The following is a 13,282-nucleotide window of genomic DNA, read 5'->3' as shown; positions in this document are numbered from 1 at the left end:
AAAGGAAATTCTAAACCTCAGCCTCTGGAAAAAAACAGGTGTGGTTCAAAATTCGGAACCAGGTAAAAAGAACTATTTAAAACCGAAAGAAAATACCCCCAAACACGGCGAACTCTTCTTTGACTTTGAAGGAGAAGTGAGAGAACCCCAAATCACGGAAGCTGGATTCCCATTCAAATCCAAATCCATCTCTGTTGTTTCCTCTTCCTATTTAACTGATGACCAAACTTATTTTTTTGGAAAAAGATCCGCCTATTTTTCCGGTCGTAGAAATCAAATCCATCTTTCTGTATCGGGAAATTCTCTTTTCGGAACCCATCCCGATCCCTTTACCATCTCCATTCCAGTACGATTAGGAGAACAAGGGGCGGGTTCCGTGATTTTGGACCGAACCGTATTTGTGAAAGGAAAAAAATATGGCATCGTACTCGAGTTAAACGAAAGTAAACCAACGCTATATGTAAACAACCTTCTTCAAAAAACAGAAGGCCGCACCACAAGTTTTGTTTTGGAGTCATCCGTAAAAATCAAAAGAAAAACCTGGGAAGTGATCTCACTTTATTTTGATACACTCAACCATAAATACATCATGTACCAAAATGGAATCGAAACCGCGGAGTATGAAAACCAAAAAGAAGATACCATCGGATTTGGATTTCCTGAAAACGACTCCACCCCTCTAATACTCGGAAAATCATTTTATGGAAACTTAGATGGATTTCATATCCACAAAGGGGAACCAGAAGTGGAATACACTAAGTTCGAATCAGTTCGTTATGATGATGAAACTAAAATAGGATATATGGAAGGGAGCACGGCCCTCTCTCCTGTTTTAGAAACAAATTTCAGTAACTCCTCACTGACTCGTATTCACTGGAATATAGAACAACCAAAAGATACAATGCTCGAACTATACTTCCGAGGGAAAAACGAGAAGTTTGTAGATGCCAACCAGAATCTACCTTGGACCAGGATCAAATCACTAGACAAAGAACTTCCTAAAAACAAATTCAAATATTACCAATGGAAATTATGGTTTCGGCCAGATCCCTTGGGAAAATCCGTACCCAACATTCAATCCTTATCTTTCGAATATACAGAACAAACTCCACCCGATGTCCCTACTCGTTTTCGTTTGGAAACGAGTCCAACCCAAGAAGGGCCCATTTGTTTTTTATGGAATTCCAATCACGAAAAAGAAGTTCAAAATGGTGGTGGTTATATCATCCATTATGGACTCACTCCTAGCAGAATGTTAGGTTCTGTTTTTATTAAAAAGGACAAAGCAGGTAGTTTCGGAAAAATTGATGGAACAGAAGAAAACAGTAGTTTTAGAAACAAACGTTTTTGTATAAACGAAGAAACTCTCGTGAACAATATTTATATTCCAGAAGGAGAGTTAGGAACAGAAGAATTCAGGCCAATTGCCGACCAAGTAGATATCTCAAGAAAAGAAAAAAGAGGTCTTCTTTTCCAACCAGGTTTAACTTATTACTTTAGAATTTCAGCTTACAATCGTTATCTGAATGAATGGGACTCAAAGGATCAAAAAAGTCAACTTTCCCCTCCGATTTCATTTAGTTTCCCCAAAGAAGTTTCGAACCTTAAGTAAAGGAAGGGAGGTCACCTCCCTTTCCGAATCCACAAAAACCATATCCATTCCTTCTTTGAGTGCAATTGCCATTTCTAGATCACAAGATTCGGAAACAAAAAGTTGAGTTCGGATACTTTCTGTATCCAAATCAAAAATTGAATCCGTTAAATCTTCAATGAGAGAAAGGATTTGTTTTTTCTTAGAAACTTCAATGTCTCCCAAAAGTTGAAACAATAAATAAACAGATACAGAAGAAGTAAAAAATCTTTCGTGAGAATCCAAAGCCTCAAACAAAAGTTTTTGAATTTTTGACTTTCGAGAAGAACGAACGAGAGCAAATAAAACAGAAGAAGTCAAATAGAGTTTCAATCCAGTAACTCCGTCAAAGTAAGAAGTGCTTTTCTTCTCACAAGTTCCGACTTTTGGATGATTTCATTTTTAAGAGCCATACGGATGAGTTCTGCGGCGGAAATTCCTCTCCTGGATGCTTCGTTTTTTAGTAAAACCTGTTCCTCTTCAGAAAGTAGGATTTGAAACCTTTTATCAATTTTTGCCATTAATCTTCTTCTTCTAATTCTTTTTCGGCTTTTTCAAATTTGCGCCAATATAAATTGGCATCTTGCCATTGCCCGAGAGATTCATAAAGGGATGCAATATTATAATATGATTCGGTCAAACGGTAGTCTAACTTCACCGCCTTTTGAAATAATTTAATCGACTTTTCTTTGTTATCCGAATACCATTCGCTAAAAGCCCAAAGATAATACCAACGACCTAAATTCGGATCTCTGGGACGAACTTTTTCCAAATGCAAAACATTTTCCTGAAAAAGTTTTGAGGAAAGATTATAGTTCTTTTGAATGAGTTTTGTTTTATTAATTCTATCTTCTGCCGGTTCTTCTGGCTTAGGAACAGATAAATCATTTCTGTATAATAGTGCTTTTGCGTAGAGTAATTTGAAATACAATTCGTTTTGGCTTAGTTCCAAATACCGCTCTAAATAGGGAATGGAACTTGTTTCTTCATCTACTTTGTGAAGACTGTAAATCTGTTTCCTAAGCGCTGTTGTTTCTTCTTTTTTTTTACTTCCACCAGCCGAAATCATCTGGAAGGATAAGAGAAAAATAAAAACAAATTTAAAAGTATAAATAGAAGTTTTGTCCATCTTCTGGAAATTTCATCGATTTGATTTCATGGCGAAAGGGTAACTCTTGCAATCTTTGGATTACAGAAAGATACAAATCTTTTGCCGTTACAATCAACATAGAATTGGGTGATGTTTCTATCAACCTGTCTTTACTTTCCAAAGAAGATTGAATGGATTCCACAAAATGCCTTTTGGAACGTTCCCACTCTTCGGAAGGCTGGTATTCTGGCCACTGGATTCTCAGAACCGATGTGGATCTTTTCCCACCAAAGGTGGCTTGCATAAAAGACCGAATCATCCACGACAAACTATCTCTTAAAAATTCAGGTTTTCGTTCTTCCTTTTCTACAAGGACATGCAGGGCGGGAATCACTTGACGGAGTTTTTCTTGGATCATTCGTTTATGAGAATCCAAAAACTTTGTTCTTTCTTCTTTGTTTAGTAAAACAAGAAAGATCCCTGGAAATCCAATGGATTCCATATGAAAAGCAATGATGGCTTCTGTTTGTAATAAAATTTCCCAAGAAAACTTTTTTGCAATGAAACGATCCAACCGCACCGAATCGTCTACATCTAAAAGTGCAAAACCATTTTCGTCAAAAGGCAAATAAGGATCATGGTGTAAAAAAATCAAATTAGAACGGGTGTTATAGTCAAGGCCCGAAGAAATTTGATTGTGAAAAGAACCAAGAGAATCATTTAAAAAAAGATAAGAAAATCTTGGAGATCCAAGCCTTGCAATAAAGTTCTTTGTATAACCGACAATCCCATCATAAGAGATTTCATTCTCTCTATAAATTTTATCGAGTAAAGCATACTCCACTCGTTTTTCTTCCGGAATTGCTGATAAACCATTTTCTGGATTTGACTCTGGTGATTTGATTTCTCCTTTTTTAGTAACGGAATGGACAAGTTTCTCTAACTCAGGATTAAAAATAGTTTCACGTTTCTTCTGTACTGCATCCAAAATCGCAACACGTCTCCAAGTGGCTGGAGGTAAAATTTTAAAGTTCGTTTTTTTCACAGGATTAGGAAAGTTTATAACAGGTTCCCGTTTTGTTTCAATTCCTTCTTTGTGAGAGGGAGTTTTTTTTATCTCAATCACTACTTGTGGTGATTCGTCACTCACTAAAGGGGATTCCCCTAATATCTCAGAATGTTTTTCGCCCCATTTCCGTTTGATGGAAGCCCACAAAACAAAAAAGATCCAAGGCCCAATGAATAAATATCCAAAACTTAATAAATACGGAGGAAAAGAAGAGTAACGATATATGGATAAACCTGATAAAAATCCAGGTTTCCCTTGTTCTTTAGAAATATAATAAGAATGAAATTTATGATGTAAAAATCCTACAGATTGTTTACTAGACTCCAAATGTACAAAATGGGAAGAATCATTCCCCTTCCAAGCACGTGGGTTGAAGGTCACTTGTTCCTTACTTTTGTTATCTGATAATTTTGCAGACACAACAGGAAAATAAAATTCATCTCTATCTTTTTCTTTTTTGGCCTGTAAAAGATTGGAATCAAGAACTGCAACGAGAATCGAAACATTTGTATCTTTCGAATTTTTTTTGGGAATTAAATATACTAAATCAAACTCTGATTCCAGTAAAACAGAAACAGGATGGCTTTCAATCTTTTCAAACAAACCAAAAATTTCTGTTCCAAATCGATTTTGAATGGCCTGAACATCAGAATTCCCCTTCTTCCAAAGATAAAGTTCGGAAACAATCCTTTCGGTTTCCCCAAGGCCTCCCCCTTCACCCAAACCTTCTCTCTGCAGATTTTTCTCTAAAACAGAAAGAGTTTCTTCAAACTGGATTAATCGATGTTTGGCCCATGGTTTGTAATAACGATAATCAGGAAATAATTCAAAGCTCTTTTGATAAAACAAAAGCAAAATCAAATAAACGATCACGGGGAAAAGGATTCTACGTTTGAATTGGTATCCTTGTGTATGAATGACCATCCAGATAAAACGGATGTAAAAAAGACCGGTAAAGGTAACAAGAAAAAGGATAAAACAACCGAACCTGATTTCATCAATCTCTGTATTTGTTTGTTTTAACAAATATACAGAAAAATGATCCGTCGTTTCTAAAATCAGTTTTGAATTTTCACCATCTAACTTCCATGTGATGATTTGTCCATCTTTCCCAGAAAATAATCCAAGAAGTTGATTTGCTTCCAAATCTCCAGTGAGAACAGATTCATCATTTGTATATAGAATTTTCTGTGTTTTTGGATCAAAGGCCCAGTAAAGATATCCATATTCCAAATTAGCATTTTGAATTTGTTTTGGTAAGGAAGGTCCAGGTGGGAACTGGGCAAAGAATTTCCCAGTTAAGTCCCTATACACATAATCACCGTTAGATAGTTTTTTAAGTTTTCCTTCTAAAAGACCGGAAGGATCTTGCCTAAGTTCTTCTTGGAAAATTTCATTTGTTTCGTTTGTGCTATGAATGAGCCTTAAAGAATCATCATACAATCTTACATAACTAAATCCAAGTGTTTGTTTGATCCGGTTTGTGACCTGTGCGGCCCGGTAAGGTAGAGCGGATTCTCGAAAAAAGAACTCAAGTGTGTTTAAATGTTCTTTTGTTTTGTCTTCGTCAAAACGAACGAGAGCCGATAAAAGATTGGTTTTCATTTTAAGGGGACGAATCCACTCAAAATAACCAAATAAAACGGAAGTCACGAGAAGCGAAACCACTAGGTATCCAAAAAGAATAGACAGGTTTCCGAATTTCCGTTTCATCATTCTAATTATCGGGTTCTCATTGGCAAAAACCAATCGGTCTAAGGAAAGGAATGATTTTTTATGTATTTTTAGATGGGGTGGGGATTGCAGACTACGATCCGAAATCCAATCCATTCAGCCGTTTTGCCAAAGGGTTTTTAGCTCCCGTTGGGGGAATTCCGCAGGCTGATGCAGACCTTCCTCCTCTATCCTCGACCTTACATTACATTAAAACAGATGCACATATGGGCATTCCAGGCCTCCCTCAGTCTGCCACTGGGCAAACAGCTCTATGGACGGGAATTCCAGGACCCAAGGTTCTGGAACGCCATGTCAGTGGATTTCCGACCATCACACTTCGCAAGATTATCGCTAAGTATTCTCTCATCAAAGTGCTAAATGAAAATGGTCACTTAAGTGATTTTTTAAATTGTTTTTCCCCACCTTATCTCAAACACGTAGAAGAAAAACCAAAACTAGTTTCTGCTTCCACCTTAGTCCAGTTAGCAAGTGGCCGCCCACTGAAAAACTTTGATGACCTGCAAAATGGTCGAGGTCTTTATATGGACCTAACTCATGAAATCATGGCGACTATGGGAATTGATATGTTAAAACCAGGAGATCCTCTTCTTAAAAGGAGAGACCCTTACAAAGTTGGAAAAGAATCTATCTCTCGGTTTGCGAATTATCATTTGGCTTTGTATGAATATTTTCTCACAGACAAAGTTGGACATGCAATGGACTGGGAAAAAGCAGAACATATCATTCAAAACTTGGAAGGATTTTTTCGTGGAATTTTAGAAAGTATAGATCCCGAAAAAGATTTACTCATTGTTTCGAGTGATCATGGGAATATGGAAGACTTAAGCCAGAAGAACCATACGGAAAACCCGGCGGCCACCATCCTGTATGGAAAGGATGCTGACCGCTTCGCTGAAAATATACATTCGCTTGCTGATATTGTTCCCGAAATTTATAAAACTTTCGGAATGGAGGAAGCCCTCCACAACACCCAAACGAATGAATTTCTAATTAAGTCCGACTAAAATTCTAAATCACTTCCTGAATCCGGTTTGTTTGAAACCGAATTTGATTTCGGTGAGTTTGAATCAGACGTTACATCTGAATCATCAAGATCATTGTGGTCAGTAAACTGATCGAGTGATTCTTTTTTCCATGCAATCGCCTTGTCGGTAATCTGGTTTTTAGGGTATTTATCTACAATGGTCTGAAATATTCCTGCTGCTTTTTCAAACTTCCCTTGTCTGAAATAAATGGTCCCTTTTTTGTATAATGCCGCTTGGTCGAGCGAATAATCGCTGTTATTGAGTGCCTTATTGATATAAGTGAGTGATTCAACCTGTTTTCCCATGGCATCATAGGAAAGTGCAATGTAATACAAAGACTCTTCTTCTTTTTTAGGAGTTGGATTAACACTGATTACTTTTTGAAAAAGTTCGATTGCTTTTCCGTATTGTTTTTTAGTGTAATTTTCCTTTGCATCTTTTAACACAGAATCCTTATACTCACCCACTACTTTTTCATCAGCACCAGCCAATTGATCTGCAGTTTCAATGTATTCGTCAAATACATCAAATGATGCCCAATCCTTCCCTAGTTTACGGAGTGACCTACCCCAACCGATTCTAGACTCCGTATTATTAGGATCTTCTTGCAAAGCCAAAGTATAATTTTTACGTGCTGTTTCAAAATGTCCTGTTTTATAATAAAAATCGCCGAGCGCTAAAAAGGATTTAGATCTTAGTTTATTATCAGAACTTAATTGCAAAACTGATTCTAAATGGGCCTTTCCTTCCGACTCATTTCCAATTTTTAAGAGTAAGTTACCGAGAGAATAACTCAAACGTTCTTTTTCATCTTGTTTTAAGTTAGAATTCTTTTTTAAGTCTTTGTAAATATCAAGAGCAGGATAAAAATCGGAGTTCTTTTCTAGAGCTCTGGCTTGGTTGTATTTGATTTGGAACTCATACTTTTCCAATCCTCGTTTTCCAGCTAACTCAGAGAAAATGGAAATTGCTTTCTCCTTACTTTGTGGATTGGATTGTTTTAGGTATTCTTCCCCTTCCGCAATTTTCTCTAAAATAGCCTGAGACTGGTCTTCTTTGGCGGAAATATTCGTTTGGTAGTATGCAGTCGAAAGACCTGCAACTATAAACAAAAAACCTGCTAAACTAACAATGATTCGATTCATAAATTTCCTCTACCCGCCTGACTCAAAGTCTGATTCGTCCAAAATTCCACACGGGACGGAGAATAAGACTTAGTTTCCTTCTTTAAAAAACATTTTAAGGCTTTTTTTGTATCACCAGTTTTTAATGCACTTACACCGAGAAAAAACATCGCTTTTCCTCGTAAGTACGAATTGGATTCATTCTTTAAATACTCTTCTAACCGATATACGGCGGTTTCGTATTTTTTTCTAATGACTGTTTCTTTGATGATTTGATTCAGATCCGTTTGACCTAAATCATAGTTAACCGTAGCCGATGGTTCTTCTTTAAAATCATTCACTTGGTCAGAATTCTCTTTCGGTGGGAAACTATCTGCTGGGACAACAGTATGTTCATTTTTATAAACTTCTGTTTTTTCTGGTTCTTTTTTCGGATGAGACTCCGCCACTACATTTGGTTCTTCTGGTGGAGGATTGTCTTTTGAAAAATCATATTTAAAATAAGAAACATTTTCTCTTAAATGATAATCTTCAGGAATTCCATTGGATTTGGCTGTGACTCCAAAATAGAGTTCATCAATTTCTTTTAATTCTTTGATAAAAAAATTTGTTTTTGGATGTACGACTGTTGCCACTTTCACAACCGAACCTTGCCCAAAGGAAGCAGCACCTTGGTTCAAAGGTTTTACGGATGCATATAAACTATATACAGTTGTTTCATCTGCAGCTTCAGGACTAATCCAACTAATCACTGCCCCTTTCCCCACACGTTCATATCCAAGGCCTCGAACATGCAGCACTCCACCTAAATCAGTTCGAGTATCATTAGAAGCCACTTCTTGTTTTGGTTTTTTAGGAGCTTCTTCTACAATCACTTCTGCATTATTTTTTTCTGTTTGTTTGATGTAAAACACGCGTAAAGTAGACTTTTTGTCTTCCAAAGGAAGTGTTTCTTCCCCACCCGTCTGTTTCACAGAAACTCCGTAATACAAAGTTTGTGATTTGTCTAAATCTTGATCTAAAAACGTATTTACTGGGTGAGTGAGTTCTGCTAGTTTTTCCGCTTTTTGCATGAGTGGCAAACTAGTCAGAGGAGAATTGGAACGGTAAACAGTATATAGAGTTCTCCCCGCAGTAGCACCGTTTGGTGGTGTCCAGTTCAGACGTACGAACTTTCTTTCAATATTTGCGGTAATTCCGGAAACTCCCCCAACCATAGAATGAATTCCCGCATCCGCAGGAAAGGCAGGGAAATCAGGATTTTGTCCCACAACAGGAGTTCCATTTTCTTCGGCTATATGAATGGGAACCACAGTATAGTTTTGATTGGAAAAAAGTTTTACCTCTCTACGACGAACGTCCGTTACCATAACAATCGCGTAGTAATAGGTTCCAGGTTTTAAATTATAATCAAAATAAACACGGGTAGCATTAGAACCATTTGCTTTATAACGACCAAGTGAGTCAGCGATGTATAACTTTTCTGGGCTGTCGATCATCACCGAAGACCTAGCCACAATGATTTCTCCCTCTTGTTTGGGCGGATCCCAATCCAAACGAATCGATTTTTTATCTGGTAGAAGGTTTGCATGGATTGCCTTTGCTATCGTTGGGTAACGACTTTCCTCAAACCCAGAATCACCTGAAACCGGGAAAAAAGAAAATAGCAATACGACCATCCAAAGTTGAATCGAGAACTTCATACTTAGATTTTCGGTGGTAAAGGTCTCCTAATTGAATTTTTCGTTTGTACTTTCCTCGCTTTTCTGTAAGAATTGTCATTATGTCCGAAACGGAATATTACCGTTCCCAAAGTTACCAGGAATACCTACTTTCCAGCCATAGGAGAGAGGTTTGTCCACCGGAAGATGTGTACGCATTTTTCAACTGGAAAGGTTTAAATAACTTAGTCGACTTTGGAAGTGGGCTTGGATTCTACTTCAATGAATTCAGAAAATGGTTTCCCCATGTTTGGATCTGGGCGGCCGAATGCCAACAAGAGATCATTGATATGATCCTTCGTCGGAAACTGATGGAAGGGATCGAACAACTCACCCCTTTTCATATGGACCAGTCCGACCACCCCCTGCTTCCTGAATGGGTACCCGTCCCAGAAATTATTTTTGCTTCCCTATCATTATCTACCTTCCCAAACCCTGGTTTGGCGATGGATGGTCTCATCCGGTCTATGAAATCGGGAGGACGACTCTTCATCATCGACTGGTCAAAAACAGAATCTGGTTTTGGACCCAAAATCAATGAAAAGATATCCATGGATAAAATGAAATTTCTAGCAGAAGAATACAAATTGGAAGTCACCAAATCGGGTAGAATTTCAGAACATTTTTATGGAATGGAAGTAAAAGCCAGTTCCAGTTTTATCTATGGATATTATGATCTCAAAGAAGAAGAAGATGATGATTCCACTGTCTTCAAACAATAAATAGAACCAAATCATTCAAATAAAACACTCTACTATCAATGTGGAGTGAAGAACAAAAATCTATCATCCATTCCCATCACCAGATCAAACAGGTGATTGCGGGCGCAGGATCGGGGAAAACTGCGACGATGATTGGACTACTCCAAGAAAGGGAAAAGGATAAAACCTTCCTTCCCGAAAGCACGGTCATTGTCACTTTTACCAAAAAAGCAACAAAAGAATTCAAGGAACGGTGTGAGAAAAATAATCTCTCACCTAAGTATCATATCTCCACATTTCACGCGTTTTGTTATCATATCCTAAAAAATTATGATCCTTCTAAAAACTGGTCCAAGTATAAACTTCTAGGTGAATCAAAAAAATGGGAGATTTCAAAGGAGATTTTATTTCCTCTCCGGTATGAAATCGGAGGGCTTCCTTTTCCCATTCTATTCAAAAATAATGGAAACTATTTTAGAGAATTATCATCAGTAGGTTATGAATCTTTTTTAACAAATTTTAAGTCCTGGAAAAACAAAAACCATTACTTTGAGTTTGATGATTTGATTTCTGACTTCCTTAACTTTTTAGATACAAAAGAAGCTGATCTAGTCAAAGAAAAATGGAAATCCCTGATCATTGATGAGTTTCAAGATACGGACGAAATCCAACTCCAAATCATCAAAAAAATGAATTTTCATTCGATCACCGTTGTAGGTGATGATTGGCAGGCTATCTATGGATTTCGTGGGGCAACACCCAAACCATTTTTAGATTTTCATAAACATTTCCCTGGAGTGGTTCCATACTTTCTATCCACTAACTACCGTTCTAAGGATTCTATCATCCAAGCCTCTCTACTTCCATTAAAACCCAACAAAGACAAAATTCCAAAACAGGTTCAAACTTTCCGTAAAGAAAAGGGAATCTTTTCCATTGAACGAATCAAAGAAACAGAAACAAAGCCAATGGCAATTTGGAAGGAATGGTACAAAAAAGACCCAAATACAATCGTACTCACAAGAAGTAATTTCAGAAAAAAAGAATGGATCGATGCTGGTTTGCCTAAGGAACAAGTGATGACAATCCACAGTGCCAAGGGTTTGGAATTTACGACTGTCATCCTAGATTTGGTTCTGGGTTGGAGTGAGGATGGAGAAACGATCAACGAGGCAGAAGAACGAAGGATCCTCTATGTCGGCCTTTCCAGAGCAAAAGACAATTTAGTTCTTTTAATCCCAGACAAAACCAAACCCGAACGCCTTGCCGATCGAATGAGTGCTGATTTTTCATTTAGGAACCGATTCAGAAATCGTACTTTACGGTGGACTCGGCTCTGGTGAAGTGGTTTTACCTTGGGGGATTAGCTCAGTTGGTTAGAGCGCTACCTTGACATGGTAGAGGTCACTGGTTCGAACCCAGTATCTCCCACCAAGCACGCAAAAAAAAATCTCCTTCACTGAATTCATTTTTTAACCATCACAAATAAAGTTTCGACTTGCATCTCTTCCCCATTGCCCTAAATTGCAAAGCGATGAAACCTAAGTTCCTTGCAGAAGAATTCCTTTTGGCATTGTATTTTCTCGTTTTTAGTATTATTTCCGGAGTCGTTTTATACTGGGGAGAAAACTCTGCCGGGATCAAACTTGCGACACTTACCCTCCTTTTCCATATTAGTTTTGTTGTGGTCTCTTTAAGTCTGCGGTGGCATACACCGTTTCGTATTTGGAAATTCCTCGTTCCTTTATCTATTTTTATGGTCATCCCCGATTGGTTCCTATCTAGCGTATTACAATCATTAGTATTCCCAGAAGATGGATTATTTAAAATAGGAACTGTTTCCGGTTATATGGCCGGCCTTTGGGTCATTCCGTTATTTCTCTGTGTTTATACAGGAATCAAGTTAGAAGAGATGTCTGTTTCCATCATTGGAACGGGCCTTTGGGTTGGGATCACCGCTCTAGTGATTTTTGGAACTTCAGAGGCTACAATGTGGATTTTAGGATCTTGGTATCCACAAAACGTAAGGATGTGGGGACACGTCGCTTATTACGTATTAGTTCCTGAGATGATTTTAGGAATCACAACTTATCTTGCTTACCAAGGTTTTTCTTATTCTGCGTATATTGTACAAATCGCAATTGGATTTTTAGTGATGTTACTTTATTTAGGTAACTTATCTTTCTTTTACCTTCTCATTGAAAAAATATTCTAAACTAATTTTATCAATCGGAATTTCCCTTCTCCTAGTTTTGTTACTCGGAGAAGGGAAATTTCGTTTTGTTTACCAGAGTGATTCCGAAGAAATTCGGTATAAAAAATTTCATTGTTTGTATGGATTCTCGGAGATTCGCCTTTGCCCCAACAGAAACGAAACTTTCACGAGAAAAGATGGAAAAACTTGGGACATACAAACAAATCATAGGGGAGAAAGGATCCTTTCCGATGAAAAAGAGGACACAAACTTATGGATCATCGGTGACTCAATGGCAATGGGTTATGGTTTACCCACCAAGGAAACCTTAGCATTTTATCTAAAGACAAAGTATAACTTAAATGCTCGGGTGATTGCGGTAGATGCCATCGGCACCAATGGAATTTCTCGACTTTTAAAAGAAACTTTAACTGGAACGAAAGAAGAGAACCATCCTAAAAAAATCTTTTGGATTTGGAATCCCTCTGACTTTATTGATGACGAAAGAGAAAAAACCGGTCTCAAACGTTTTCTTTATCCCATCCACCACCTACTCAGCAGGTACTCTTATACTTACCGTTACTTTCTTCCCTCTCCACCGAACAATGTGTACACTTCGTACGGAACTCCCATACTTTATCCCAAAGAACATATCACTTATTCTAATTTATTTCAGTTTTTAAATGACCCGTCCATTTCCAAAGAGAAACTTTCCATCCTATTTAGCCTTGGGATGTCTAGAGAAGGGAAACCAGATACCAGTGATCCTAATTATGATGAGACAAAAAAATTCTTCATCCAAGAAGGAATGAACACGATCGACCTCAGAAAAAAAACAGAAGAACTGTTTAAAGAACAAAAACAAATTTATATTCCAGGGGATGGCCATCCGGGCCCTGCACTCGCAGAACTTTTTGCCGATGCCATCGCGAGTGAGTTCTTAAATTTACAATAGAAATGCTTGATTCCCAGCCCGAATTCTAAAGTTTAG

At 37.7% G+C, this 13,282-nt stretch carries 12 protein-coding genes and 1 tRNA gene; 7 read left to right on the top strand and 6 right to left on the bottom strand.

The window, feature by feature from the left end; all coding sequences use genetic code 11:
* The first annotated feature begins 40 nt into the window (after nucleotides 1–40).
* Entirely contained in the window at nucleotides 41–1,612 is a 1,572-nt protein-coding gene (locus tag CH361_RS12540) for a concanavalin A-like lectin/glucanase (protein ID WP_100791271.1), read from the top strand.
* Here the strand turns inward: CH361_RS12540 and CH361_RS12535 are convergent.
* Genes CH361_RS12535 through CH361_RS12520 form a run of 4 tightly spaced genes read right to left on the bottom strand, consistent with a single transcriptional unit; the run spans nucleotide 1,574 to nucleotide 5,505 of the window.
* The gene (locus CH361_RS12535) at nucleotides 1,574–1,963 is read right to left on the bottom strand and encodes a hypothetical protein (protein ID WP_100791150.1); all 390 of its coding nucleotides are present in this window, start codon (nucleotides 1,961–1,963) and stop codon (nucleotides 1,574–1,576) included. The two genes, CH361_RS12540 and CH361_RS12535, sit on opposite strands and share 39 nt — an antisense overlap.
* On the bottom strand, nucleotides 1,960–2,151 hold the full coding sequence (locus CH361_RS12530; RefSeq protein ID WP_100791149.1) for a CopG family transcriptional regulator: 192 nt from the start codon (nucleotides 2,149–2,151) through the stop codon (nucleotides 1,960–1,962). The genes CH361_RS12535 and CH361_RS12530 overlap by 4 nt, the downstream gene beginning before the upstream one ends.
* Nucleotides 2,151–2,759, bottom strand: a complete 609-nt coding sequence (locus CH361_RS12525) for a tetratricopeptide repeat protein (protein ID WP_100791148.1) — start codon at nucleotides 2,757–2,759, stop codon at nucleotides 2,151–2,153. The genes CH361_RS12530 and CH361_RS12525 overlap by 1 nt, the downstream gene beginning before the upstream one ends.
* Nucleotides 2,731–5,505, bottom strand: coding sequence for a hypothetical protein (locus tag CH361_RS12520; protein WP_100791147.1), 2,775 nt, complete (start codon nucleotides 5,503–5,505; stop codon nucleotides 2,731–2,733). The genes CH361_RS12525 and CH361_RS12520 overlap by 29 nt, the downstream gene beginning before the upstream one ends.
* Nucleotides 5,506–5,555: 50 nt before the next feature.
* On the opposite strand from CH361_RS12520, the gene CH361_RS12515 reads away from it, so the two are divergent.
* On the top strand, nucleotides 5,556–6,530 hold the full coding sequence (locus tag CH361_RS12515) for an alkaline phosphatase family protein (RefSeq protein ID WP_100791146.1): 975 nt from the start codon (nucleotides 5,556–5,558) through the stop codon (nucleotides 6,528–6,530).
* On the opposite strand, the gene CH361_RS12510 is transcribed toward CH361_RS12515, so the two are convergent.
* Complete coding sequence (locus tag CH361_RS12510) at nucleotides 6,527–7,696, bottom strand: tetratricopeptide repeat protein (RefSeq protein WP_100791145.1); 1,170 nt, start codon at nucleotides 7,694–7,696, stop codon at nucleotides 6,527–6,529. The two genes, CH361_RS12515 and CH361_RS12510, sit on opposite strands and share 4 nt — an antisense overlap.
* Nucleotides 7,693–9,378, bottom strand: a complete 1,686-nt coding sequence (locus tag CH361_RS12505) for a tetratricopeptide repeat protein (protein WP_244279843.1) — start codon at nucleotides 9,376–9,378, stop codon at nucleotides 7,693–7,695. The genes CH361_RS12510 and CH361_RS12505 overlap by 4 nt, the downstream gene beginning before the upstream one ends.
* A gap of 80 nt (nucleotides 9,379–9,458) precedes the next feature.
* Between CH361_RS12505 and CH361_RS12500 the strand changes: the two genes are divergently transcribed.
* From CH361_RS12500 to CH361_RS12480, 5 genes are all read left to right on the top strand, one after another.
* Complete coding sequence (locus CH361_RS12500) at nucleotides 9,459–10,118, top strand: class I SAM-dependent methyltransferase (protein ID WP_100791144.1); 660 nt, start codon at nucleotides 9,459–9,461, stop codon at nucleotides 10,116–10,118.
* Between the two features lie 38 nt (nucleotides 10,119–10,156).
* The gene (locus tag CH361_RS12495) at nucleotides 10,157–11,440 is read left to right on the top strand and encodes a UvrD-helicase domain-containing protein (protein ID WP_100791143.1); all 1,284 of its coding nucleotides are present in this window, start codon (nucleotides 10,157–10,159) and stop codon (nucleotides 11,438–11,440) included.
* Nucleotides 11,441–11,454: 14 nt separating this feature from the next.
* Nucleotides 11,455–11,531: transfer RNA gene (locus tag CH361_RS12490), tRNA-Val, on the top strand.
* Nucleotides 11,532–11,631: 100 nt separating this feature from the next.
* Nucleotides 11,632–12,312, top strand: a complete 681-nt coding sequence (locus tag CH361_RS12485) for a DUF6989 domain-containing protein (RefSeq protein ID WP_100791142.1) — start codon at nucleotides 11,632–11,634, stop codon at nucleotides 12,310–12,312.
* Nucleotides 12,296–13,246: an LA_2486 family SGNH/GDSL-type esterase gene (locus CH361_RS12480; RefSeq protein WP_208861435.1), complete on the top strand. Its 951-nt coding sequence runs from the start codon at nucleotides 12,296–12,298 to the stop codon at nucleotides 13,244–13,246. Before CH361_RS12485 ends, CH361_RS12480 begins: the two co-directional genes overlap by 17 nt.
* Nucleotides 13,247–13,282: the final 36 nt, after the last annotated feature.

The sequence above is a fragment of the Leptospira brenneri genome, from assembly GCF_002812125.1.
GTDB lineage: Bacteria > Spirochaetota > Leptospiria > Leptospirales > Leptospiraceae > Leptospira_A > Leptospira_A brenneri.
The sequence above is the reverse complement of the archived record's forward strand: the minus strand, read 5'-3'. Positions and strand labels throughout refer to the sequence as shown.